Source organism: Lentzea sp. (assembly GCF_035525475.1).
GTDB lineage: Bacteria > Actinomycetota > Actinomycetes > Mycobacteriales > Pseudonocardiaceae > Lentzea.
Map to the genome: position 1 here is coordinate 40,827 of NZ_DATLEC010000103.1, position 23,684 is coordinate 64,510.

Genomic DNA, 23,684 nt, shown 5'->3' on the forward strand with positions numbered 1-23,684 from the left:
CAAACACTCCGCGTATAGGGTCGGGTTGTGGTGAAGATCGCTTCGTACGGGACGTGGACCTCGCCGATCAGCGCCGGCGACACCTCGAAGCCGGGTGGTGGCTTCCAGTGGGCCGACCTCGCCGGTGATCGGGTGTGGTGGGCGGAGAGCCGTCCGGCCGAGGGCGGCCGGGTGGCGCTGGTGCGCGACGGGGTGGACGTGCTGCCCGCGCCGTGGAACGCCCGCAACCGGGTGCACGAGTACGGCGGCAGGCCGTTCGTGGTGCTGGCCTCCGACAGGGTGGCGTTCACGAACTGGGCCGACCAGCGCGTGTACGTGTTCAACCCGGACGACCCGCGGCCGGTGGCGCTGACACCGGAACCTCAGCGCCACCACGGTGTGCGTTTCGCCGACCTGTCCGCGGGCCCGGACGGCGAGGTGTGGTGCGTGCGGGAGACGATCACCGGTGACGCGCGCACGGACGTGCGCCGCGACCTGGTGGCGATCACCGCTTCGGGTGAGATCCGGGTGCTGGGCGCCTCGCACCACTTCATGACGGGCCCGAAGATCAGCCCGGACGGCACGCGGTTCGCGTGGATCGGCTGGAACCACCCGCAGATGCCGTGGGACGGCTCCGAGCTGTGCGTCGCCGACGTCGGCTCGCCGGAGCACCGCGTGGTGTCGGGGTCGCAGACCGAGGCGGTGTGCCAGTTCGAGTGGGAGGGCGAGGAGCTGCTGGCGCTGACCGACCCGGACGGCTGGTGGAACCTGTTCCGCGTCTCCCCCGACGGCACGCGCCGCAACCTCGCGCCGTGCGCGGAGGAGCTGGGCGGGCCGATGTGGCGGCTGGGCAACCGCTGGTTCGCGACGCTGTCGCCGGGCCGCTACCTGGTCGTGCGCTCAGGGCACCTGGCGGTGCTCGACGAGCGCAGCGCCACGGTCACCGACGTGCAGACCGACCTGCCGACGTGGGCGCCGGAGCTGGCGGTGCGCGACGGCGTGGTCGTGTGCGGCGCGGCCGGCCCGACGTCGGAGTTCTCGGTGGTGCGGCTGGACCTGTCCAACGGGGAGCTGACCTACCTCACCGGCGGCGAGACCTCACCCGAGGACGCCTACGTGCCGGTGCCGGTGGAGCGGGTGTTCGGGGAGATCCCGGCGTACGTGTACCCGCCGTCCAACCCGGACTTCGCCGCGCCCGAGGGTGAGCTGCCGCCGTACGTGGTGCACGTGCACGGCGGCCCCACGGGCCGTGCGTTGCCGAAGCTCGACAGCGACATCGCCTATCTCCCCAGCCGCGGCATCGGTGTGGTGGCGGTGAACTACGGCGGGTCGACCGGCTACGGGCGGGCGTTCCGGGAGCGGCTGCGGGAGCAGTGGGGTGTCGTGGACGTGGAGGACTGCGCGTTCGTGGCCCAGCAGCTCGCGAAGGAGGGCACCGCGGACCCGGCGCGGCTGGGCATCCGGGGCGGCTCGGCGGGCGGCTACACGTCGGCGGCGTCGCTGACCTCCACGGATGTGTACCGGTGCGGGATGGTGGCGTTCCCGATCCTGGACCTGGCGGGCTGGACCTCGCAGGGCGGCGAGACGCACGACTTCGAGTCCCGCTACGTCGAGGGCCTGGTCGGCACGCTCCCGGAGGCCGCGGACCGCTACCGCGACCGGTCGCCGTCGACGAAGGCGCGGTCGGTGTCGGGCCCGGTGCTGCTGCTGCAGGGCCTGGAGGACGAGATCTGCCCGCCGGAGCAGGCGGACCGCTTCGCCGCGGACCTCGCCGGGTCGGGCGTCCCGCACGCCTACATCACGTTCGAGGGCGAGCAGCACGGGTTCCGCAAGGCCGAGAACATCAAGGCGGCGCTGGAGGCGGAGCTGTCGTTCTACGGCCAGGTGTTCGGGTTCGTGCCCGCGGGCGTGCCGGTGCTGGACCTGTCCGAGTGAGCTTGCTGTCGCCCGGGGACCGGGTCGCGCTGGTGTCACCGGCCGGCCCGGCGCTGCCCGCGCGGCTGCTCGCGGGGGCACAGGTGCTGCGGTCGTGGGGCCTGTCGGTGGTGGTGCCGGTGGTGCAGCCGTGGTCGTTGCCCTACCTCGCCGGCTCCGACGAGGCGCGGGCCGCGGAGTTCGTGTCGGCGTGGCGCTCGGACGTGTCGGCGGTGTTCTGCGTGCGCGGCGGCTACGGGTGTCTGCGGATGACGGACCTGGTGCCGTGGAAGGACCTGCCGCCGCGGGTGTTCGTGGGCTCGTCGGACGTGACGGTGCTGCACGCCGAGCTGAACCTGGTGGGCCTGCCGACGGTGTTCGGGCCGATGCCGGGGACCTCGGACTTCGTGGACGACCCGCTGGCCCAGTCACGGCTGCGGTCGGTGCTGTTCGAGGGCGTGCGGTCGTGGACGTCCGGTGTGACCGTGGTGCCCGGTGTCGCGCGCGGGGTGCTGACGGGCGGCAACTGCGCGTTGCTGGCGGCGTCGGTGGGCGGGCCGCGGTGGGCCCGGCCCGTCGAGGGCTCGGTGGTGCTGCTGGAGGACGTCGGTGAGGAGCCGTACCGGCTGGACCGGCTGCTGACGCAGCTGCTGCGGGCGGGGTGGTTCGAGCCGGTGTCCGGGATCGTGCTGGGGTCGTGGACGGGCTGCGGTGACGTGGCGTCGGTGTTGTGGGACCGGCTGTCGGGGCTGGGGGTGCCGATCCTGGGCGAGTTCGGGTTCGGGCACTGCGCCGGGTCGTGGTCGCTGCCGCTGGGGGTGGAGGCGGAGCTGGACGCCTCGGCCGCGACGTTGACGCTCGTGTGAGCACGCTGCCGCCGGGTGAGGACGCGGTGCCGGGTATGCGGACGCCTTCGTCGCTGGGGCAGGTGTGCTGCCAGGTGTGGGCACGCTGCCGCTGAGTGCGTTGTCACCGAGGGCGGGCTTGTCGACGCTGACGCAGTGTCTGGATGCAGGCACGCTGCTGGGTGTGGGCAGGCCGACGCCGGGTGCCGAGGCGTTGTCACCTGGGTATGGGCGCGTTGCCGCTCGGGTGCGGGTGCGTTGCCACCGGGGTCCGGGCGCGCTGACGCAGGGGTACCCCCGAGCTGGGAACCCCTGCGTTTCACCGTACTCAGCACCACCGACACTTCTGTTCAGGCGCCGGACCTGCGGGTTTGCGCGCCGAGGCGGATCTGGTCGGTCTGTTCGCCGAGGCGGGCGATCTGGTCGGCGAGCCCGGGTTGTCCGGTGCGCAGGGCCGGTCCCGCGTCGGCCAGGGGTGCGAGCAGCCTCGCCGCGTCCTCGCCGCCGAGCGCTTCCTGCACCGCGGGGTCGTGCGGGCCGACCTGGGCGGCCAGTCCTCGCAGCACGCTCGCGTTCTTGCGGGCCCAGACGGCGACGGCTCGGTCGCCGGCGCGGCGGTCGCGTTCGGCTTGGACGCGTTCGTCGCCGGTGCCGGGTTCGCCGGTGCGGCGCACGCGCAGATACCGCTTCTCCGCCGCCTGCCGGCTGGCGACGCCGAGGGCCGGGGCGAGGTCGGCCCAGCTGGTGCCGAGGGCGCGTGCGGCTTCGATGAGCTGGGGCTCCCAGCCGGACAGTTCGTCGCGCAGCTGTCTGAGCAGCATCAACGCCGCCAGGACCTCGGTGGCGTCGCCTGGTTCGGCCGCCGCGGCGCGGACGGAGTCGTAGTCGTTCGTCATGTCGCCCTCCCGATGACATCGGAGGCTTGTCATCGTTTCGACGACATGCTACAACAGTGGTGCAGCGCATTGACAGTCCGCGAGAGACAAACAGGAGGTGTCAGATGTTGATGCGCACTGACCCGTTCCGCGAGCTGGACCGGCTGACGCAGCAGGTGTTCGGCGGTTCGGGCACCTGGTCGCGGCCCACGGCGATGCCGATGGACGCCTACCGCGACGGGGACCAGTTCGTCGTGTGCTTCGACCTGCCGGGTGTGTCCCCGGAGGCGATCGAGCTCGGTGTCGAGCGCAACGTGCTGACGGTCAAGGCGGAGCGCCGGCCGGTGGGCGCGGACGTGGAGATGCAGGTGTCGGAGCGGCCGCTGGGTGTGTTCTCGCGGCAGCTGTTCCTCGGGGACACGCTCGACACCGACCACATCGACGCGAAGTACGACGCGGGTGTGCTGACGCTGCGGATCCCGATCGCGGAACGCGCGAAGCCCCGCAAGATCGCGATCACCTCGGCCGACGAGACGCCCAGGCAGATCGACGCCTGATCACCCCGGCGGGCGGCGGCCGACCGGGTGGTGCCGGGTAGGCTTCCGCCCGCCATGAGACCCCAGCCTCAGTGGTCGGAGCTGGACGTCTACGCGTCCAACTCCGACCTCTACGCCGATCCCCGACTGGTGGAACGGGTGGACTACCGGCGCCGCTTCCGGCGGCACCGTCCCCGCACCCCGTCCGTCGTCCTCGCCCCGCACGGCGGCGGTATCGAGGTCGGCACGTCGGAGCTGTGCCTCGCGATCGCGGGCTACCACCCCTCCACGCGGGTGCCGATCGGCCAGACGCACGACTACTGGATGTTCGAGGGCCTGCGCACGGCCGCGAACGACGAGTTGCACGTGACGTCCTCGCATTGCGACGACCGTGTGGCCCGCACGCTCGTGTCGGGCGCCTCGCACGCGTTGGGCCTGCACGGGTGCACTGCCGCGGCGGCGGGCCTGGAGGACCACGACCGTGCGGTGCTCGTCGGTGGCCGTGACGCGCTGCTGCGCGTGGAGCTGCTGGCGTGCCTGCGCCGTGCGGGGTTCCACACGATCGACGCGGTGGACCACCCGATGCTGGGCGGCTACGACCGGGCGAACATCGCGAACCGCACGCGTTCGCGGCAGGGCGGTCAGCTGGAGCTGACCACTCCCCTGCGCACGGCGATGTTCGCGGAGAACTCGCGGCCCGGCCGGCGGCACACGACGACCGAGGTGTTCTGGGGCTTCGTGCACGCGTGCCGGGCGGCTCTGGCGGCACGCGAGGCGCTCGGCGACTGAGCCGGCCGCACACGGTTCAGGCGCCCCGGTCGTCCGCAGGTCGCGGGCTGGCCGCACCCGCCTCGGGCGCCATAGTTGCCCGCAGAACGCCGGGCTGACCGCACCCGCATCGGGCGCTGTGGTTGTCCACAGATCGCCGAGTGGTGGGTTGACATGCCGGTTTCGTCGATAGTGTCGTAGGTGCTGGCCGGTCGGCCCCCGGGGTGGGTGGGGCTTGCGCGCGGCGCGTTTTCGAGCTTGTGAGCAGCGCGTTTCCGAACTCGTGCGCGGTGTGGTTCGAGCCTGAGCGTGGTGCTGCGGGTCACCGGGGAGGGTGGTCCGGTGGGCTCCGCGGTGGTTCTGCTGCCGCCCGGCGGCGTAGCCGGTCACGCCGTTGCGTGCGGGTCGGCGCTCGCGCCGGGGCGGCCACCGAAAGGTCCTGCTCGACCCGGACGGGCATCCATGCGGGGTGGTGCGCGCCCCGATGAGCGCACACCACCTGGGGACTGGTTACAGGTACTTCTTGAGTTCGCGCTTGGCCAGCGACATGCGGTGCACCTCGTCGGGTCCGTCGGCGAGGCGCAGGATGCGGGCGGCGGCCCACAACTCGGCGAGCGGGGTGTCCTGGCTGACGCCGCCCGCGCCGTGGGCCTGGATGGCCTTGTCGAGGACCCATTCGGTCATCAGCGGGGTGCCGATCTTGATGGCCTGGATCTCGGTGTGGGCGCCCTTGTTGCCGACGGTGTCCATGAGCCACGCGGTCTTGAGCACGAGCAGGCGGGCCTGTTCGATGCGGACGCGGGCCTCGGCGATCCATTCCTGCACGACGCCCTGGGTGGCGATGGGCTTGCCGAAGGCGACGCGGGAGACGGCGCGGCGGCACATCAGCTCGAGGGCGCGTTCGGCCATGCCGATCAGGCGCATGCAGTGGTGGATGCGGCCGGGGCCGAGGCGGGCCTGGGCGATCGCGAAGCCCTCGCCCTCGCCGGCGATGAGGTTCGAGGCGGGGACGCGGACGTTGTCGAAGACGATCTCGGCGTGGCCGCCGTGGGCGTGGTCGCCGTAGCCGAAGACGCGCATCTCGCGTTCGACGGTGACGCCGGGGGTGTCGCGCGGGACGAGGATCTGCGACTGCTGGCGGTGGCGGTCGGCGCCGGGGTCGGTCTTGCCCATGACGATGAAGATGGCGCAGTTGGGGTTCATCGCGCCGGACGACCACCACTTGCGGCCGTTGATGACGTAGTCGTCGCCGTCGCGTTCGATGCGGGTGGCGATGTTGGTGGCGTCGGAGGAGGCGACGTCGGGTTCGGTCATGCAGAACGCGGAGCGGATCTCGCCGTCGAGCAGCGGCTGCAGCCACTGCTTCTTCTGCTCGTCGGTGCCGAACATGGCGAGCACTTCCATGTTGCCGGTGTCCGGCGCGGCGCAGTTGAGGGCTTCGGGGGCGAGGTGAGGGCTGCGGCCGGTGATCTCGGCGAGCGGCGCGTACTGCAGGTTGGTCAGGCCGCCGCCGTGCTCGTGCCCAGAATCATTCGTCGGTGGCAGGAACAGGTTCCACAGGCCCTGGCGGCGGGCCTCGGCCTTGAGCTCGGCGAGGATCGGCTGGCGTTCCCACGGGTCGGCGGCGTCGTGCAGCTGCTGCTCCAGCACCGCCTCGGCCGGATACACGTGCTCGTCCATGAACGCGAGCAGCGTGGTGCGCAGTTCCTCGGTCTTGGCGTCGTAGGCGAAGTCCATGGTCAGAGCTCCTTGTGTGCGGCGGCGAGTCCCTGCCGGGCGAGGGGAACGGTGAACGCGCCGAGCTTCTCGAAGCCGGCGCCGACGGTCTTGCCGCTGGCGAAGCGGAAGTGGATGCCTTCGACGATGACGGCGAGCTTGAAGTAGCCGAACGCGATGTACCAGCCGAGGCCGGAGGTGTCGGTGCCGGTGCGGGCGGTGTAGCGGGCGACGAGCTCGTCGGCGGTGGGGAAGCCGGGCAGTGAGGTGACGCCGCCGGTGATGGGGTCGCTGCCGGCCTGCGGGTCGGTGCCCAGGCCGGCCCAGTAGACGTAGAGCAGGCCGAGGTCGGCGAGCGGGTCGCCGAGGGTGGCCATCTCCCAGTCCAGGACGGCGCTGATGTCGAGCGGGTCCTGGGTGACCAGGGCGTTGTCGAGGCGGTAGTCGCCGTGGATGATCGTGGCCCGCGGCGAGTCGGGGACGGTGGCGGCGAGCTTGTCGCGCAGCTCGTCGATGCCGGGCAGGTCGCGGCTGCGGGAGGCGTCGAGCTGCTTGCCCCACCGCTTGACCTGGCGGGCGAGGAACCCCTCCGGCCGGCCGAAGTCCTCCAGGCCGACGGTGGCGGGGTCGACGGAGTGCAGGTCGGCGAGCACGTCGACCAGCCGCTGCGACAGGGTGCGCGCCATGTCCGGGGTGAGCCACGGGCACTGGGACCGTTCGCGCAGCGCGGCGCCGGGCATCTGCTCCATGAGGTAGAACGGCGCGCCGATGACGGCGGTGTCCTCGACGAGCTGGTAGGCGCGCGGCACGGGGACGGCGGTGCCGGCGAGCGCGGAGATGACGCGGAACTCCCGCGCCATGTCGTGCGCGGTCGCGAGGACGTGGCCCAGCGGCGGGCGGCGCAGCACCCACCGCCGGGTGCCGTCGGTGACGCTGTAGGTGAGGTTGGAGCGGCCCCCGCGGAACAGCTCGCCGGTCAGCGGGCCCGTGCCCAGGTGTGCGGCCAGTGCGTCCAGGTCGAGGCCGGGCAGGTCAGGTCCGGGCAAGTCAGGTCCGGGCAGGTCGGTCACAGGTTCACTCCGAGGGTGGCGAGGTTCGTGCGGGTGCTGTCGGCGCCGGTGTGCCGGAAGGCGTGCATGCCGACGGCCCGGGCGGCGTCGACGTTGATCGGCGCGTCGTCGAAGAACACCGCGCGGGCGGCGGGGACACCGATCTTGTCGAGGGTGTGGTGGTAGATGCGCTCGTCGGGTTTGCGCAGGCCGACGCGGCCGCTGATCACGACCGTGTCGAACAGCTCGACCAGCAGGTCCTTCGGGTAGCCCTCGCCCCAGCTGTTGGACAGCAGCGCGGTGTGCAGACCGGCGGCGCGGGCCTTGCGCACGAGCTCCACCATCGCCGGGTCCGGGGTGGCGCCACCGAACATGCGCTGCAGCAGCCCCTTCTCGCCGACGCGGGCCCCGGTGGTGGTGATGAGCTCGGCGGCGAGCAGCCGTTCGAACTCGGCCACCGTCAGCTCACCGGTCTCGAGGCGGTGCACGGGGTTGCCGGGCAGGGCCTCGCGGCCCAGCCACTCGCGCATGATCCGGCCGTAGACCTCGCGGTCCACGGCCTCGGAGTGCAGCCACGCGCCGACGAACTCGGGCACGGAGACTGTCATGACCCCGCCCCAGTCGAACACCAGCGCGTCGACGAGGGGCTGTTCGGGAAGTGTCGTGTCACCCACGACACGAGGGTACCGACCGGTCGGTATGTGGGCAACAGGTGACGACGTCCGGCGGGGCCGGTGTTCTCTTTCAGCGGTTCCCGGTCCGGGCCGGGCTCGCTACTTTCGAGCCCGAAGGGGGTCGACACTGATGTCGAGAATTCTGACGGCGGCCACGGCTGCCGTGATGGCGCTCGCGTTCATCCCAGTCCCGGCGGCTCAGGCGGAGAGCGGCGGGATCGTCCAGACCGACGCGGGTGCGGTGCGGGGCACCGTGACCGGCACCGGCCGCGTGTTCGCGGGCATTCCGTTCGCCGCCCCGCCGGTGGGTGAGAACCGGTGGCGCGACCCGCGGCCGGTGACGCCGTGGCAGGGCGTGAGGGACGCGACCGCACCGGGCCCGGACTGCGCGCAGACACCGCAGCTGGGCCAGCCGTCCTCCGAGAACGAGGACTGCCTCTACCTCAACGTCACCACCCCGGCCGGCAAGGCGCACCAACCCCGGCCGGTGATGGTGTGGATCCACGGCGGCGGGTTCACCAGCGGCGCCGCACGCCTCTACGACGCGCAACACCTCGCGGCCGCCGGTGACGCCGTCGTCGTCACGATCAACTACCGGCTGGGCGTGTTCGGGTTCTTCGGCTACCCCGGCCTGCCCGGCTCGGGCACGTTCGGCCTCGCCGACCAGCAGGCCGCGCTGAAGTGGGTGCGGCGCAACGCCCGCGCGTTCGGCGGCGACACCCGCAACGTCACCGTCTTCGGCGAGTCCGCGGGCGGCCTGAGTGTCTGCGCGCAGCTGGCGTCACCGGCCGCGGCGGGCCTGTTCCACAAGGCGATCATCCAGTCCGGCGCGTGCGCGATCACGACGCCGGACACGCAACGACCCGGCGTGTTCACCACGCTGTGGAAGCCGCGCGCCGAGGTCGAGCGGATGGGCGCGGCACAGCCGCTGGGGTGTGAGGACCTGACCTGTCTGCGGGCGTTGCCGGTCGCGGCGCTGCTGCCGGTGCACAACGCGTTCGCGTTCCCGGCGTTCGGCACGCGCCTGCTGCCGGCCGACCCGGCGGAGGCGCAGCGGACCGGCCGGATGCACAGGGTGCCGACGCTGGTCGGGTCGACGCACGACGAGGCGACACTGTTCGCCGCGTTGTTCGTGCCGGTCCCGGTGCCCGAGGAGGGCTATCGCGGGCTGGTCGGCACGGTGTTCGGGGAGAGCGACGCGGACGCGATCGTGGCGCGCTACCCGGTCAACGGCAACGGTGACGCCCGCGACGAGTTCGCGACCGTGCTGACCGACCACTCGTGGGCGTGCCCGACACACGACACACGCCGTCTGCTGGGCCGCACGACGCGGGTGTCGGGCTACGAGTTCGCCGACCGCGACGTGCCGATGTTCTTCCCGGGCCTGCCCGCCTTCCCCGGCGGCTACAAGGCGTTCCACGGCTCGGAGCTGCCGTTGCTGTTCGACCTCGGGGTGCCGCTCACGCCGGGGCAGCGGGAGCTGTCGGACTACATGGTCGCGGCGTGGGGGCGGTTCGCCCGCACCGGTGACCCGGGCTGGCGCGCGGACGTCCAGTCGTTGTCGGTGGGCGCGGTGAAGCCGGCTGACTTCGCGAAGGATCACCAGTGCGGTTTCTGGGGGTCGCTGTGAACAGGCTGCTGACGGTGGTGGTCACCGCTGTGGTGACCGGTGCGGTGCTGGTGAGCCCGGCGGCCGCGGACAGCGGCGCGGTGGTGCGCACCGACAAGGGCGTGGTGCGGGGAACGGTGACCGGCCAGGTCCGCACGTTCGGGAGCATCCCGTTCGCCGCTCCCCCGGTCGGGGACAACCGGTGGCGCGACCCACGACCGGTCACGGCGTGGCCGGGTGTGCGGGACGCGACGGCACCGGCGCCGAAGTGCGCGCAGACCTCGCAGCTCGGGCAGCCGGGGGCGGAGAACGAGGACTGTCTCTACCTCAACGTCACCACCCCGGCGAGCAAGGCGCACAAGCCCCGGCCGGTGATGGTGTGGATCCACGGTGGCGGGTTCACCGCGGGTGGCGCGTCGGACTACGACGCCCGGTGGCTGGTGACCCGCAACGACGTCATCGTGGTGACGGTGAACTACCGGCTGGGGGCGTTCGGGTTCTTCGGCTATCCCGGGCTGCCCGGTTCGGGGGCGTTCGGGCTGGCCGACCAGCAGGCGGCGTTGCGGTGGGTGCAGCGCAACGCCCGCGCGTTCGGCGGTGACGCCCGCAACGTGACGGTGTTCGGGGAGTCGGCGGGTGGGTTGAGCGTGTGCGCGCAGCTGGCGTCGCCGCGGGCGGCGGGGTTGTTCGCCAAGGCGATCATCCAGTCCGGCCCGTGCGGGCTGACCTCGCCGGGGCCGGGTCCGCGGGAGTTCTCGACGGTGTGGCGCTCACGCGCCGAGGTCGAGCAACGGGGCGTGGGCGCGTTGGGCTGCGCGGATCTCGCGTGTCTGCGGGCGCAGCCGGCGTCGGCGGTGCTGACCGTGCACGAGCAGTTCGGCAACCCCGCCTTCGGCACGGCGGTGCTGCCGGTCGACCCGGTGGTGGCGCAGCGGACCGGGCGGATGCACCGGGTGCCGACGATGGTGGGGACGACGCACGACGAGATGACGTTGTTCGCGCCGTTGATCTGGCCACAACCCATCCCCGAGTCCGCGTACAAGGAGCTGCTGGGCGGATTGTTCGATCCACGGCACGTGGACGCCATCGCGGCGCTGTACCCGGTGAACGGCAACGACGACGCACGCGACGAGATCGCGCGACTGCTGACCGACAAGTCGTGGTCGTGCACCTCACAGGTCGCGCGCCGCGAACTCGGCCGGTTCGCGCGGGTGGCGGGCTACGAGTTCGCAGACCCGGACGTACCGCTGATCTTCCCGCTGCCGCCGTTCCCGGACTACAAGGCCTACCACGCCTCCGAGCTGCTGATGCTGTTCGACCTGGGCCAGCAGCTCACACCTGAGCAGCGCGAGGTGTCCGATCGCATGGTCGCGGCGTGGGGGCGGTTCGCCCGCACCGGCGCCCCGGGCTGGCGCGCGCGGGTGCAGTCGTTCGCGCCCGGTGCGATCGGGGGCACGGACTTCGCACGGGATCACCGGTGCGCGTTCTGGTCGTCCACCGGGTAGTCGCCGATCGGGTAGTCGTCCATTCTGGGACGCATGCCCGGCTACCGCGAGCTCGCCCGTGACCGCGAGTTCCGCGCCCTGTTCGTGGCGCACGGGGTGTCGGTGGCCGGGGACCAGTTCGCGCGGGTCGCGCTCACCGTGCACGTCTACGACCGCACGGCGAGCGCGGGCCTGACCGCGCTGACGTATGCGTTGACGTTCCTGCCGGACCTCATCGGCGGGCCCGTGCTCTCCGGGCTCGCCGACCGGTTCGCGCGCAGGGAGGTGATGGTCGCCGCCGACCTGGTCCGGGTGGCGCTGCTGGTGGTGATGGCGGTGCCGGGGCTGCCGCTGTGGGTGCTCGCGGCGCTGCTGGTGCAGGTGCAGTTCGCGGGGGCGCCGCACGGGGCGGCGCGGGCGGCGTTGCTGCCGCAGATCCTGCCCGACGAACGCTACCCGCTGGGCCAGGCGGTGCTGAGCACGGTGACGCAGGCCGCGCAGGTCGCCGGGTTCCTCACCGGCGGCGCGCTGGTGGCGTGGTTCGGGCCGGGTCTGGTGCTGCTGGCGGACGCGGTCACGTTCGCGGTGTCGGCGCTGCTGGTGGGGGTGTTCCTGCTGCCGCGGCCCGCCCCGTCCAGCCCGCACGTGCGGGCGTGGCCCGCCGACCTGGTCGGCGGGGCGAGACTGGTGTGGGAGGACCGGCAGCTGCGGGCACTGCTCGCGCTCGCCTGCGTGTCCGGCTTCTACATCGTCGGCGAGGCGCTCGCGGCCCCCTACGCGGCGGGCCTCGGGGCGGGACCGGCCGGGGTGGGGATGATCTTCGGCGCCTACGCGGCCGGCGCGGCCGCGGGCATGCTGGTGGTGGCGCGGCTGGGTGAGCGGCTGCAGCTGCGGCTGATGCCGTGGCTGGCGATCGCGGCGTGCGCGGTTCTCGTCCCGGCCGCGGTGCGGCCGGGCCTGGTGGTCAGTCTCGGGCTGTTCGCACTGTCCGGCGCGGCCAGTTCCTACCACCTGGTCGCGAACACGCGGTTCGTGCGGGCGGTGCCGGACTCCTCGCGCGGGCAGGCGTTCGGGCTGGCGGTCACCGCGCTGCGGGTCTCGCAGGGCGTGGGGATCGCCCTGGCCGGGCTGGCCGCGGACACCCTCGCGGTGCACCAGGTCGTCGCCGCCGCCGGAGCACTGGGCGTGCTCGCGGCGAGCGGGGCGGCCGTGGTGTGGTGGCTCAGCGCCGGGCCCAGTCGGTCGGGCGGTTCCAGTCGGTGGGGCGCAGCCAGTCGGTCGGACGGACGGGACGGCCGGCAGCGGAGGTACGGTTGATCATGACTGCTCCTATGGGTGTTCGTTGCGTGTGAACTGCGGTGATGGACCGGGGCCGCATTCAGTGAGGACTACTCACAGTGAGGTCCCCCACATGGAGCCACGACTTTGAGTTACCCGGTAGCTACAGTGGTTGGTTCCTGGACGGTGGTGTGGGGGTGGCAGCGTGCCTTGGCTCGACCCGCGCCGGTGGAAGTTATGGTCGCTTCCCCCTGTGGTGCTGGCCTATGTCGTGACGGTGGTTGCCGCAGCGACCCTCGTCACGCTCGCCACCGCACGACGTACCCCTGCCGAGGCCTTGAACTGGCCCTTCTTCCTGCTGCTGGCCGGCGGTGCCGTGCTGCACCTGGAAGCGGCCCGGGGCATCGAACGGATCCGCGAGATCGGCGCCGAAGGGTCGCCGCACGCCCACATGCAGTCCGTGTGGCTCTTCGCCGGCGTGCTCGTGCTGCCGATGCCCCTGCTCGTGGCACTGATCGTCGTCAGCTACACGCACTCGTGGTTCCGGGTCTACAAACGGCGGGCGGTGCTGTTCCGCAAGGTGTTCTCGGCGGCCTCCGTGGTCCTCGGCAGCGCTGCCGCGCAGCTCGTGCTCGGTCTCTTCCCCGGCAGGGCGGTGGACGTCGACGGCCCGCTCGGCCTGCTGGTGCTGGTTACGGCCGGCTTCCTGTACTGGTTCATCAACTACGCGCTGGTCGTGACGGCGATCTTCGTGACGAACCGCCAGAACCCCGTCCGCACGGCACTGGGCAACGCCTCCGACGTGCTCATCGTGCTCGCCTCGGTCGGCCTGGGCTCCGGAGTGGCGATCATCATGCTGGCACGGCCGTGGCTCACGCCGATGCTGCTGCTCACCGTCCTCGCCCTGCACATGGGGCTGCTGCTGCCGCAGTTCCGGGTCGCGGCGCGCACCGACTCCAAGACCGGCCTGGTCGACGCGACGTTCTGGCACGACGTGGCCGAACGCGAACTGGCCCGCGCCCGCCGCCTGGTCTCCACCGTCGGCGTGCTGCTGCTCGACCTCGACCACTTCAAGCTGATCAACGACAACTACGGCCACCTCGCCGGCGACCGGGTGCTGCGCGCCGTCGCCGACGCGCTCAAACACTCCGTGCGCTCCTACGACCTCGTGGGCCGCTTCGGCGGTGAGGAGTTCGCGGTGCTGCTGCCCGGCGTGAGCACCGACGAGGTCCGCGCCGCCGCCGAACGCATCCGGTTCGAGATCGCGAGCCTGCACATCGCCGTCGTCGACCGCCTCGGCGAGGACCGGGTCATCTCCGGGCTGACGGCGTCGGTGGGCGCGGCGGTGTTCCCCGACACCGCGACCGAGCTCAGCCCGCTGCTGCTGGCCGCCGACGAGGCCCTCTACCAGGCCAAGAACAACGGCCGCGACCGCGTCGCCACCGCCACGGTGTTCTAGGGGCCCAGGTTCGGGGCGCCCAGGTTCGGGGCGCCCAGGTTCGGGGCGCCCAGGTTCGGGGAGTCCGGTTTCCGGGAGTCCAGGAACGTCGCGATCTGCTTCGCGACCCTGTCCGGTTCCTCCACCCACGGGTAGTGCCCGACACCCTCGTGCACGTGCAGGGTCGCGTGCGGGAACAGCTCCGCCAGCTCCGCGCACCGGCGCACCGGGGAGATCGGGTCCTCGGTGCACGCGTACACCAGCACCGGGTGGTCGAAGTCGGCCAGCGCGCGCCGCAACACCCCCGGCACGAACGCGCCCTCGGCGTTATAGCCCAGCGCCACCTCGTACTTCCACTGCCCCAGCTCGGCCCGCGCGTGCGCCTGGGCCCGGTCGTCCCAGCGGGCGTAGAGCAGCGGGGAGGCGGCCACCCGGTTCTCCACCGAGTCGTCCCCCGCGGCGTTGCGCTCCAGCGCGGCCACCGCGCCGGCGAACCACGGCTCGCCGGCGCGGGCGGCGAGGAAGGTGTCCCAGTCGCTCTGCTCCGGCGACAACCCGACACTGCGCAACGCCGGCGTCAGCAGCACCAGCCGCCCGACCCGATCCGGGAAATCCGCCGCGTACCCCATGGCGATCCCGGCGCCCGCCGAGTGCCCCAGCACGTCCACCCGCTCCAGACCCAGGTGGCGGCGCAGCATCTCCACGTCACGCACGAGCATGTCGCGCCGGTAGGTGAACGGGTCCGCGGGCTCGCCCGACTCGCCCGTGCCCCGGTTGTCCAGCACCACCAGCCGCCGCGACGCGTCCAGCCCGCCCAACGTCTCCAGGTAGGACGACGCCCTGCCTGGACCACCCGCCAGCACCACCAGCGGGACGCCGTCACCGGCCTCCCGGAAAGCGAGCTCCGTACCGTCGAACGAGGTGAACCGTGCCATGCTGCACATCATGCCGAAGATCGCCACGGCCGACCTCGTCGACCGGCCGCAGCTGCTCGAGTTCCTCCGACCGCGCCACCACGGCGTCCTGATCACCCGCCGCAGCACCACCGACGGCGTGCAGGTCTCCCCCGTCTCCTGCGGCCTCGACACGCAGGGCCGCATCGTCGTGGCCACCTACCCGCAGCGCGCCAAGGTCCGCAACGCCCGCCGCAACCCCTCGGTCACGATGTGCGTGCTCTCCAACGACTGGAACGACGCCTACGTCCAGATCGACGGCACCGCCGAAGTCCTCGACCTGCCAGAGGCACTGGACGACTTCGTCGAGTACTACCGCAGCATCGCCGGCGAACACCCCGACTGGGACGAGTACCGCGCCGCCATGCTCCGCCAGGGCAAGTCCCTCATCCGCGTCACCATCGACAGCTGGGGCCCCATCGCCACCGGCGGCTTCCCGCCCGAACTGGACGCCTGACCCCACACCCCGATGGGCGGCCGACCGCCCATCGGGGTCACCGCGCTGGTGCGCGGACACCCCGGCGGCTGCCCGACGCCCTGCACCGGCGCGCCACCGAGACCGCCACCCGCTACGCGCCCTGAACCCCGTACTAGCCCTGAACCCCGTACGAGCCCTGAAGCCCGCCCCACCCGGCAGGGCACTCCAGCACCGAGCACACCCCGCCCTTCGGACCCGAGATCGACGCCACCACACCGAGCGGCGACGACGACGGACCCGAGATCACCTCACCGTCCAACTCGGACACACGCGCGCACGCCGCCTTGATGTCGTCAACGGCGAAGAACACACCCCAGCCCCCAGGCACGCCGTCCGGCGAGCTCCCCGCCACCGGGCGCGGCTCACCATGCCGAGACGACGTGAAAACACCACCCGGAGCCGTTTCCCAGCCCAGCTCCCGCGCCCAGTACCCCACCTCGGACGACGACACCAGCTCCACCCAACACGGCTCACCATGACGCGGCGGCGGCGCCCACGGACCGTGCAACACCCGCCCCGAATCCACCGAGCAGTTCAGCTCCAGGCCCCGAGGCGCATCGCCACCGAACACCACACACCAGCCCGCGTTCCCCGCGACGACCTGAACCGCGAGCCGATCACCCACCCAGCCCGAGAACGACCCACCAGGCTCCGCGATCACCGTCCACCCCAGCACACCGGCCAAAAAATCCACCGACAACTCAGGCGCGGCAACACTCAACTCAAGACGACGCACACCACAAGACGACACGGGCAACCCATCAGGCGGGGATCAGGAGCGCGCACCATCCTCTGCTCCGACCACCTGAGACGACAATGCGCCATTCGGCGGCATGCGCTCCGCGCTCACCACATCACGCAACGGCACCGGCCTGCCCAGGTGAAAACCCTGCCCCACCCGCACACCCAACCGCCGCAACGCCTCCACCTGCGACGGCCGCTCCACCCACTCCGCCACCGCCGACAACCCCAGCCCGTTCGCGATCTGCACGATCCCCGACACCAGCACCGCGTCCGCGTCGTTCGTCTCGATGCCCTTCACGAACTCACCATCGATCTTGATCCCCGTGATCGGCAGGTGCTTCAGGTGCACGAACGACCCGAACCCCGACCCGAAGTCGTCCAGAGTGATCCGGCACCCGAAACTCCGCAACTGCGTCGCCAACGCCACCGCCGCGTCCAGGTTCGTCACCGCCGCCGTCTCCGTGATCTCCAACCCAAGCCGCCCCGGCGCGACACCGGCCGAACCGAGCTTGTCCAGCACGAAATCACCGAAGTCCGGATCCTCCAACGTCCGGCCCGACACGTTCACGTTGAACCGCAACCGCGAATCCGGCTCCGCCACCAACGCGTCGATCGCCGTCGTCAACACCCACCGGTCCACCTCCAGGATCAGGTTCGACCGCTCCGCCACCGGCAGGAAATCCGCAGGACCCAGATACGGCTCCTGCCCGTCCTCCAACCGCAACAACAACTCGTGCCCCAGCGTCTGACCCGTCGTCAGCTCCACCATCGGCATCCCGTACAACGCCAACCCACCACCGGCCAACGCCGCACGAAGACGATCCAGCACCGAAACACGCTTCACCGTGTCCGCGTAATGGTTCGGCTCGTACACCGTCACCCGATCCCGGCCCGCCGCCTTCGACGCGTACAACGCCAAATCCGCGTTCGCCAGCACCAACTCCCACGAATCACCCGGACCGAACTCCGCCAGCCCCGTGCTCACCGTGATCCGCGCAGGAGTACCGATCCCCGCCAGCGGAAAACGCGACACCGCGTCCCGCAACCCATCCGCCACCGCCGACGCGTCCGCAGGCGACGCACCCGGCAACACCACCGCGAACTCGTCACCACCCAACCGCGCGATCAACCGATCACCCAGCCGCGACTGCAACGCCGACGCCAGCATCCGCATCACCCGGTCACCCACCGCATGACCACGCAGATCGTTGACGTCCTTGAAGTTGTCCAGATCCAGCACCAGCAGAGCACCCGACACACCGTTCGCCAGCTCCCGCTCCAGCGCACGCGTCAACGCCCTGCGGTTTGGCAACCCCGTCAGCGGATCCTGCTCCGCCATCCTCACCAGCTCGTCGTGCACCCGCGACGACTGCGTCACGTCGTGCGCCGTCCCCAAAGCACGCAACGGAGTGCCGTCATCACCCACGACGACCTCACCGAAGCACTCGAACACCCGCTCCTTGCCGTCCGGACGCAACATCCGATGCGTGTACGTGAACACCGACCCCGTCTTGAGCGCCGCGTCCAGCGTCTCCTCGATCATCGGCAGATCGTCCGGGTGCACCAGCCGCGAGTACATCTCGAAGTCGAACGCCGTCCCCGCCGCGAACCCGAACATCTCCAGCAACGTGTCCGACCACGTCACCCGATCCTCGGTGATCGCCCACTCCCACGTGCCCATCCGCCCCAGCGCCTGAGCCCGCCGCAACGCGTCCGCCTCCTGCGTCACCGTCAACTCACGATCACGCCACGCCGACACGTCCACGACCTCGTACATCAGGTCATCACCCAAACGGGTGCACCGCACCTCGAGCCACTTCGGCCCCGGCACCAGCACCTCCCGCGCGGGAGCAGGCACCTCGGGCGCACCCGGCAGCAACGCCGGCAACGACCGCCCGTACGCCTGCTCCACCGGAACCCCGAGCACAACACCCATCGCGCGGTTGCACCACAGCAGGTTCCCGCGCGAATCCGTCACGGCATAGCCGACACCCGCCCGGTCCAGCACCGTGCGGCAGTAGGACATCACGCGCGTCATGATCGTCCGATCACCGGACGTAAGCAACCCGCTACGCCGGTTGGTTCGCTGTTGCCCGAACGGCTAACGCAACCTCTCCAAACCCTTCGCCGACTCCACCAGCTCCGCCGCCAGCTTCCTCAGCTCCTCGTTCTCCGCACCGTCCTGCGCCGCGGTCACCACGTCCTCCGCGGCACACCGCAGCTGGAACAGCCGGTCCTGCAGATCAGCCAGCTCCGCGGTCGACAACACCACAGCGTCCTCGGGAAGACCACCCCGCTGCAACGCCGCCCTGCGCTCGTACGCACGCTGCCGGCACGGCTGCGCACAGTACCGCCTCGGCCGGCCGATCCGTCCACTCCCCGGCAACCGCCTCCCGCACCACGCGCAGTGCCTCGGCTCATCCGCCTCCATGGACCGCTCCATGGCGCGCGACGGTAGCGAATGACGGCGCTTGACCTCCAGCGACGCGCCAGAAAGCACTACCTTCGTAGGGAACCGGACAGCACCGCCCGAGCCGGTGGCACCGGTCTCGGGCAGCACCCGGTCACCCGTGGCCGTTCCACGGCGGTGCGGCTGCTTCGGTTGTTCGCGCGTCAACGGCCTCTCCTCTGCCCGATGTCCCCGCCCTCTTCGATGATCGAATGACCTTCCCGGGTTCCATTGCGTTCTTGACTCGTGACGTTTCTGCGGACGCGATGATGTGGAAATTTGATTTCAGATGACACTGAAGCAATAGAGAACAAGAAGAAAGTGTCGCGCCACCCACCGTCCATCCCGGAGCCACCACCACCAGGCAGACTCGGGGCCGTGACCCACCCGTACCTCGCAGACCCGCGGCCCCGCGCCTTCGCCCACCGCGGCTGGCACGTCGACGACCTCACCGGAATGGAGAACTCCCTGAGCTCCTTCCGCCGCGCCGTGCAGGAGGGCTACCGCTACATCGAGACCGACGTCCACGCCACCGCCGACGGCGAGGTCGTCGTCCACCACGACGACACCCTCGACCGCACCACCGACGGACGCGGACGCGTCGCCGACCTGCCCTGGACCGAGGTCCGGCACGCCCGCGTCGGCGGCCGCGAACCCGTCGCCCGCCTCGCCGACGTCCTCGAAGAGCTCCCGGACACGTTCTTCAACATCGACGTGAAGTCCGAGAACGCCGTCGAACCCATCCTCACCCTGCTGCGCAAGACCAAGGCACTGCAGCGGGTCTGCCTCGCGAGCTTCTCCGACAACCGCCTCGCCCGCCTGCGCCGCCTCGGCGGACCCGGCCTGCTCACCTCCATGGGCCCCCGCTCCGCCGGCGCCCTGTGGGCAGCGGGACGCATCCCGTTCGCCGGACTCGCCGTGCGCGGCCAGGTCGCCCAGGTCCCCGTCAACCAGGGACGCCTGAAAGTCGTCGACGCCCGCTTCGTCCGAGCAGCCCACCGCAGGGACCTCGAAGTGCACGTGTGGACGATCGACGACGAGGCCGACATGCGCGCCCTGCTCGACCTCGGAGTCGACGGCCTGGTCACCGACAGGCCCGACGTCCTGCGCGAAGTTCTCCGCTCGCGCAACAGCTGGTAACAGCTTGGACAGTCGGTCATGGGACGAGTGGCCGGACAAGTACAGTCCGCCGACATGAAGGTCAAGGGCGACGACGCCGCCGACGCCAACACCACCAGCCGTCGCAAGGAACAACGCGGCTGGGTCTGGTACGACGTGGCGAACTCCGTGTTCCCCACGTCCGTGATCACCGTCTTCCTCTCGCTGTACCTCACGAGCATCGCGACCAACGCCGCCAAGGCCGACACCGCGCTCAACGGCGCCACCCCGTGCGCCAACGACAACGCGTTCGACCACTGCGACGTCACGATCCTCGGCCTGCAGTTCCCCTCCGGCTCGCTGTGGGGCTACCTGCTCTCCATCGCGACCGTGGTCCAGGTCCTCGTGCTGCCCGTCATGGGCGCCATCGCCGACCGCACCCAGAACAAGAAGAAGATGCTCGCCTTCTTCGCCTTCACCGGCTCCGCGGCCACCATCGCGCTCGCCACCGTCGAAGGCACCAACTGGAAGCTCGGCGTCTTCTTCTTCATCATCGCCAACATCTGCTACGGCGCCAGCGTCGTCGTCTACTACGCCTTCCTGCCCGAGATCGCGACCCCCGACGAACGCGACGCCGTCTCCAGCCGCGGCTGGGCCTTCGGCTACCTCGGCGGCGGCGTCGCCCTCGCCATCCAGCTCGGCATCACGCTCTCCGCCGACTCCCTCGGCATCACCTCCGGCGACGCCGCGCGCATCGCGTTCGTCATCTCCGGCATCTGGTGGGCCGCATTCACGATCATCCCGCTGCGCGCCCTCACCGAGCACCGGAACCCGCACGGCCGCGAACAAGGCACCTCGGTCGTCTCCGCGGGCTTCAAGGAACTCGGCACAACCCTCAGGCAGGCCAAGGCCTTCCCGCTCACACTCGCGTTCCTCGGCACCTACCTGATCTACACCGACGGCATCGCCACGGTCGCGAACGTGTCCGCCCAGTACGGCAGCGTCGAGCTCAAGTTCGAACAGCAGACGCTCATCACCGTGATCCTGATCGTCCAGTTCGTCGCCTTCATCGGCGGCGTCCTGCACGGCTTCGTCGCCAAACGCGTCGGCGCCAAGAAGACGATCCTCGGCTCACTGCTCGTCTGGATCGTCGTCATCACCGCCGCGTTCTTCGTCGAAGCAGGCGACGAGCTGCAGTTCTACTTCGTCGCCGCAGGCATCGGCATCGTGCTCGGCGGCACGAACGCCCTGTCCCGCAGCCTCTTCAGCCAGATGGTGCCACCCGGCCGCGAAGCGCAGTACTTCTCGCTCTACGAGGTCGGCGAACGCTCCACCAGCTGGCTCGGCCCACTGGTGTTCGCCGGCGTCGGCCAGGCCACCGGCAGCCTGCGCCCCGCCATCCTCGCCCTGATCGTCTTCTTCGTCGCCGGCTTCATCCTGCTGATCTTCGTACCGGTCCGCAGGGCCATCAAGGCCGTGGGGAACGACGAACCCGCACTCGTGTAGCGCCCACCGGGGCGGCGGCGCTGACCACCAGCAGCGCCGCCGCCACCACGACCACCCCGCGCAGCTCGGGCGGCCCACTCAGGTACGTCACCACGACACCCCCGGCCGACAACACCGCGAAGATCGCCAGCGCTCGTCCCAACGCCACCTCCCCGCGCACGTACGCGAACACCCGCGCGGCCAGCACCGCCACCGGCACCACGAGCGGGCTGAAGCCCCACGCGAACAGCTCCGCCACGCCCACCAGCACAGCGGCCCCGGCCCACCACAGCACCGACCTGGCCGACGGCACCGGCGCCTCCCGGTGAAAACCGAGGCACAGCGCCACGAACGCCCCCAGCAGCGGCAACTGCCACAGCACGCTCGCCACCCCCGCCGGACCCGGATCGGTGACGGCATTGACCAGCCACGGCACCAACGCCGCCCCGGCCACGACCTTCGCCCACGTCCGGTGCCCGCGCAGCAGCAGCGCGATCACCGCCAGCGGACTGAAGTTCGCCAGCACCGCCTCCCACTGCGGCGGCGGCACCTGCTCCCCCGAGACCCGCACCACGATCTCGGCGTACACCACGTGCACGACGTCCTTGAGCCCCAGCACCAACCCCAGCACCGCCAGCCACCGCGCGACCTCCCCCAGCCGCACCGCGCTCACCGGTGCGTGAGAAGCCGCGAACCGCGTGCGGACCGCCAGCGCGAGCATCGCACCCGTCTCGCCCCACCCCGGCCAGCCGTGCTCCAGGTCGAGCTCGTCGGTCCGATCGGCCAAGAACAGACCGACCATCTCCTCCTCGCGGTCCTCCCGGTACCACCGCGGCAACACCCCCACCAACGCCCGGTACCTGCGCTCCAAGTTCGTCACGAGAACTGCGGCCTCCGCACCGGCGCCACCGCGCTGACCACCAGCAACGCCATGAGAACGAGCGCGACGGCGAACACCGTCCCGCTCAGCAGCAGCAACACCACCGGCCCCAGCTCCAGCACCGCGAACAACGACAACGCCCGCCCCAGCACGAAGTCACCGCGCACCAACGCCACCACGCGCACCACCACCAGCACCGCGATGACCGCGACCGTCCCCAGCCACGGCCCGGCGACCAGCCCCAGCAGCAGCGCTCCCCCGCCCCACCACGCGAGCCTCCCGGCCGGCGGCGTCGGCGCCTCCCGGTGGAACCCCAGGCAGAGGCACGCGAACGTCACCACCGCCGGCAACTGGAAGAGCAACCACGTCCCCATCAACGGCCCCAGCAGCAGACCGGTCGCGACCGCCACGAACGCCAGGACCTTCGCCGTCGTCCGCTTCCCCGCCAGCAACGCCACGAACGCCGCCACCGGCACCAGGTTCAGCACCAGCATCCCGCTGCCCGGTCCGGAGAGCCCCGAACCGGTGACCGACGCGCCCGCCTGGAGCAACCCGACGAGCAACCCGATCATGCCCAGCGCCCGCACGACCTCGCCGCGCCACCTCACGCCGCCCCCGAGCGCGGCCCCCGCCGCCAGGTGCGTGCGCACCGCGAGCCCGAGCACCGCCCAGGTCTCGCCCCACCCCGGCCAGCCGTGCTCCAGGTCCAGGTCATCGGTCCGGTCGGCCAGGAAGATCCCGACCATCTCCTCCTCGCGGTCCTGCCGGTACCACCGCGGCAACACCCCCAGCAGCCTCCGGTACCGCCGCTCCAGGTTGCTCATGCCCGACCCGTCCACGCCTGAACACCTCTCCCCCGCAGCACGGCCGAGGCCGCCCGCACGTTCGCGCTGAGCCGCGCGACCTCCGCCTGCAACGCCCGCACACCGGAGTCGGTCAGCTTGTAGTAGCGCCGCAGCCTCCCCTGGTGCACCTCCTCGCGGTCCCGCTCGGCGAGCCCGTCCGCCACCACCCTGTCCAGCACCCCGTACAACGTGCCCACGCGCAGCACCATCCGCCCCTCGGACAGCTGCTCCACCGCCTGCACGATCGCGTACCCGTGCAACGGCTCCTCCGCCAGCGCGGTAAGCACGAGGAACGTCTGCTCGGACATGATCCGACCACTCATGTCCTTGAATATATCGCGACACGAGTTATATCGGGAAGCGGAACCGCAAGGCGACATCAACTTTAGTCAACACTGAAGTTATCGAGCAACCAGAACACTGTGACGTCGCTCAGGCGGCCGGCAGTGAGCCCGAGGTCCTGTCCCGCGGCGGCCTGAAGGTCGATTTCGGTCAACGCTGAAACTATCGGGTGACCTGGTCGGAGAGGATGTTTGAGCACCCCGCTCCACGGCTATGTCCTCGCGGAACTACCAGGTCGCGGGGTG

22 protein-coding genes are annotated in these 23,684 nt (G+C 71.1%); 11 read left to right on the forward strand and 11 right to left on the reverse strand.

The window, feature by feature from the left end; all coding sequences use genetic code 11:
* Positions 1 to 27 precede the first annotated feature (27 nt).
* Both VM306_RS18395 and VM306_RS18400 read left to right on the forward strand, forming a co-directional pair.
* Entirely contained in the window at positions 28 to 1,914 is a 1,887-nt protein-coding gene (locus VM306_RS18395) for a prolyl oligopeptidase family serine peptidase (protein ID WP_325516455.1), read from the forward strand.
* Positions 1,911 to 2,759 carry an LD-carboxypeptidase gene (locus tag VM306_RS18400; protein ID WP_325516457.1) on the forward strand — a complete coding sequence of 283 codons (849 nt, stop codon included), beginning with the start codon at positions 1,911 to 1,913 and terminating at the stop codon, positions 2,757 to 2,759. The genes VM306_RS18395 and VM306_RS18400 overlap by 4 nt, the downstream gene beginning before the upstream one ends.
* Positions 2,760 to 3,088: 329 nt before the next feature.
* Here VM306_RS18400 and VM306_RS18405 read toward each other — a convergent pair whose 3' ends face one another.
* Positions 3,089 to 3,634 carry an HSP18 transcriptional regulator gene (locus tag VM306_RS18405; RefSeq protein ID WP_325516459.1) on the reverse strand — a complete coding sequence of 182 codons (546 nt, stop codon included), beginning with the start codon at positions 3,632 to 3,634 and terminating at the stop codon, positions 3,089 to 3,091.
* Positions 3,635 to 3,738: 104 nt separating this feature from the next.
* Here VM306_RS18405 and VM306_RS18410 point away from each other — a divergent pair, with 104 nt between their 5' ends.
* Together VM306_RS18410 and VM306_RS18415 are read left to right on the forward strand one after the other, a co-directional pair.
* The gene (locus VM306_RS18410; RefSeq protein ID WP_325516461.1) at positions 3,739 to 4,170 is read left to right on the forward strand and encodes an Hsp20/alpha crystallin family protein; all 432 of its coding nucleotides are present in this window, start codon (positions 3,739 to 3,741) and stop codon (positions 4,168 to 4,170) included.
* 54 nt (positions 4,171 to 4,224) lie between these two features.
* Complete coding sequence (locus VM306_RS18415) at positions 4,225 to 4,938, forward strand: poly-gamma-glutamate hydrolase family protein (RefSeq protein ID WP_325516463.1); 714 nt, start codon at positions 4,225 to 4,227, stop codon at positions 4,936 to 4,938.
* A 489-nt stretch (positions 4,939 to 5,427) separates the two neighbouring features.
* On the opposite strand, the gene VM306_RS18420 is transcribed toward VM306_RS18415, so the two are convergent.
* From VM306_RS18420 to VM306_RS18430, 3 genes are read right to left on the reverse strand one after another with little or no spacing between them, the layout of a single operon-like run.
* A complete protein-coding gene (locus VM306_RS18420) occupies positions 5,428 to 6,654 on the reverse strand; it encodes an acyl-CoA dehydrogenase family protein (RefSeq protein ID WP_325516464.1) in 1,227 nt (408 codons plus the stop codon).
* A 2-nt stretch (positions 6,655 to 6,656) separates the two neighbouring features.
* The gene (locus VM306_RS18425) at positions 6,657 to 7,679 is read right to left on the reverse strand and encodes a phosphotransferase family protein (RefSeq protein ID WP_325516466.1); all 1,023 of its coding nucleotides are present in this window, start codon (positions 7,677 to 7,679) and stop codon (positions 6,657 to 6,659) included.
* A gap of 20 nt (positions 7,680 to 7,699) precedes the next feature.
* Positions 7,700 to 8,356 (reverse strand): HAD family phosphatase, encoded by a 657-nt coding sequence (locus VM306_RS18430; RefSeq protein ID WP_325516468.1) that lies wholly within the window; start codon positions 8,354 to 8,356, stop codon positions 7,700 to 7,702.
* Between the two features lie 130 nt (positions 8,357 to 8,486).
* Between VM306_RS18430 and VM306_RS18435 the strand changes: the two genes are divergently transcribed.
* The 4 genes from VM306_RS18435 (at position 8,487) to VM306_RS18450 (ending at position 14,186) form a co-directional block, all read left to right on the forward strand.
* Complete coding sequence (locus VM306_RS18435) at positions 8,487 to 9,986, forward strand: carboxylesterase/lipase family protein (protein ID WP_325516470.1); 1,500 nt, start codon at positions 8,487 to 8,489, stop codon at positions 9,984 to 9,986.
* The gene (locus tag VM306_RS18440) at positions 9,983 to 11,470 is read left to right on the forward strand and encodes a carboxylesterase/lipase family protein (RefSeq protein ID WP_325516472.1); all 1,488 of its coding nucleotides are present in this window, start codon (positions 9,983 to 9,985) and stop codon (positions 11,468 to 11,470) included. The genes VM306_RS18435 and VM306_RS18440 overlap by 4 nt, the downstream gene beginning before the upstream one ends.
* 33 nt (positions 11,471 to 11,503) lie before the next feature.
* Positions 11,504 to 12,766: an MFS transporter gene (locus VM306_RS18445; protein ID WP_325516473.1), complete on the forward strand. Its 1,263-nt coding sequence runs from the start codon at positions 11,504 to 11,506 to the stop codon at positions 12,764 to 12,766.
* 166 nt (positions 12,767 to 12,932) lie between these two features.
* Complete coding sequence (locus tag VM306_RS18450; RefSeq protein ID WP_325516474.1) at positions 12,933 to 14,186, forward strand: GGDEF domain-containing protein; 1,254 nt, start codon at positions 12,933 to 12,935, stop codon at positions 14,184 to 14,186.
* On the opposite strand, the gene VM306_RS18455 is transcribed toward VM306_RS18450, so the two are convergent.
* On the reverse strand, positions 14,183 to 15,100 hold the full coding sequence (locus tag VM306_RS18455; RefSeq protein WP_325516475.1) for an alpha/beta hydrolase: 918 nt from the start codon (positions 15,098 to 15,100) through the stop codon (positions 14,183 to 14,185). The genes VM306_RS18450 and VM306_RS18455 overlap by 4 nt on opposite strands.
* A 10-nt stretch (positions 15,101 to 15,110) precedes the next feature.
* Between VM306_RS18455 and VM306_RS18460 the strand changes: the two genes are divergently transcribed.
* Entirely contained in the window at positions 15,111 to 15,575 is a 465-nt protein-coding gene (locus VM306_RS18460) for a PPOX class F420-dependent oxidoreductase (protein ID WP_325516633.1), read from the forward strand.
* Positions 15,576 to 15,708: 133 nt separating this feature from the next.
* On the opposite strand, the gene VM306_RS18465 is transcribed toward VM306_RS18460, so the two are convergent.
* The 3 genes from VM306_RS18465 to VM306_RS18475 form a co-directional block, all read right to left on the reverse strand.
* Entirely contained in the window at positions 15,709 to 16,347 is a 639-nt protein-coding gene (locus VM306_RS18465; RefSeq protein ID WP_325516477.1) for a VOC family protein, read from the reverse strand.
* Positions 16,348 to 16,368: 21 nt separating this feature from the next.
* A complete protein-coding gene (locus VM306_RS18470; RefSeq protein ID WP_325516478.1) occupies positions 16,369 to 18,378 on the reverse strand; it encodes a putative bifunctional diguanylate cyclase/phosphodiesterase in 2,010 nt (669 codons plus the stop codon).
* 63 nt (positions 18,379 to 18,441) lie between these two features.
* Entirely contained in the window at positions 18,442 to 18,783 is a 342-nt protein-coding gene (locus VM306_RS18475) for a hypothetical protein (protein WP_030475304.1), read from the reverse strand.
* Between the two features lie 384 nt (positions 18,784 to 19,167).
* Here VM306_RS18475 and VM306_RS18480 point away from each other — a divergent pair, with 384 nt between their 5' ends.
* Entirely contained in the window at positions 19,168 to 19,929 is a 762-nt protein-coding gene (locus tag VM306_RS18480; RefSeq protein ID WP_325516495.1) for a glycerophosphodiester phosphodiesterase, read from the forward strand.
* Positions 19,930 to 19,983: 54 nt separating this feature from the next.
* Positions 19,984 to 21,393, forward strand: a complete 1,410-nt coding sequence (locus VM306_RS18485) for an MFS transporter (protein ID WP_325516500.1) — start codon at positions 19,984 to 19,986, stop codon at positions 21,391 to 21,393.
* On the opposite strand, the gene VM306_RS18490 is transcribed toward VM306_RS18485, so the two are convergent.
* Genes VM306_RS18490 through VM306_RS18500 form a run of 3 tightly spaced genes read right to left on the reverse strand, consistent with a single transcriptional unit; the run spans position 21,356 to position 23,420 of the window.
* Entirely contained in the window at positions 21,356 to 22,252 is an 897-nt protein-coding gene (locus VM306_RS18490; RefSeq protein WP_325516502.1) for a hypothetical protein, read from the reverse strand. The genes VM306_RS18485 and VM306_RS18490 overlap by 38 nt on opposite strands.
* Entirely contained in the window at positions 22,249 to 23,091 is an 843-nt protein-coding gene (locus tag VM306_RS18495; protein WP_325516505.1) for a hypothetical protein, read from the reverse strand. Before VM306_RS18495 ends, VM306_RS18490 begins: the two co-directional genes overlap by 4 nt.
* Positions 23,073 to 23,420: a PadR family transcriptional regulator gene (locus VM306_RS18500; protein WP_325516509.1), complete on the reverse strand. Its 348-nt coding sequence runs from the start codon at positions 23,418 to 23,420 to the stop codon at positions 23,073 to 23,075. Before VM306_RS18500 ends, VM306_RS18495 begins: the two co-directional genes overlap by 19 nt.
* Positions 23,421 to 23,684 lie beyond the last annotated feature (264 nt).

Coding starts and splice junctions, on each gene's coding strand:
- VM306_RS18405 (WP_325516459.1), bottom strand. CDS start 3,634: ATGACGAACGACTACGACTCCGTCCGCGCCGCGGCGGCCGAACCAGGC.
- VM306_RS18410 (WP_325516461.1), top strand. CDS start 3,739: ATGTTGATGCGCACTGACCCGTTCCGCGAGCTGGACCGGCTGACGCAG.
- VM306_RS18415 (WP_325516463.1), top strand. CDS start 4,225: ATGAGACCCCAGCCTCAGTGGTCGGAGCTGGACGTCTACGCGTCCAAC.
- VM306_RS18420 (WP_325516464.1), bottom strand. CDS start 6,654: ATGGACTTCGCCTACGACGCCAAGACCGAGGAACTGCGCACCACGCTG.
- VM306_RS18435 (WP_325516470.1), top strand. CDS start 8,487: ATGTCGAGAATTCTGACGGCGGCCACGGCTGCCGTGATGGCGCTCGCG.
- VM306_RS18445 (WP_325516473.1), top strand. CDS start 11,504: ATGCCCGGCTACCGCGAGCTCGCCCGTGACCGCGAGTTCCGCGCCCTG.
- VM306_RS18455 (WP_325516475.1), bottom strand. CDS start 15,100: ATGGCACGGTTCACCTCGTTCGACGGTACGGAGCTCGCTTTCCGGGAG.
- VM306_RS18460 (WP_325516633.1), top strand. CDS start 15,111: ATGCCGAAGATCGCCACGGCCGACCTCGTCGACCGGCCGCAGCTGCTC.
- VM306_RS18470 (WP_325516478.1), bottom strand. CDS start 18,378: ATGACGCGCGTGATGTCCTACTGCCGCACGGTGCTGGACCGGGCGGGT.
- VM306_RS18475 (WP_030475304.1), bottom strand. CDS start 18,783: ATGGAGCGGTCCATGGAGGCGGATGAGCCGAGGCACTGCGCGTGGTGC.
- VM306_RS18485 (WP_325516500.1), top strand. CDS start 19,984: ATGAAGGTCAAGGGCGACGACGCCGCCGACGCCAACACCACCAGCCGT.
- VM306_RS18500 (WP_325516509.1), bottom strand. CDS start 23,420: ATGAGTGGTCGGATCATGTCCGAGCAGACGTTCCTCGTGCTTACCGCG.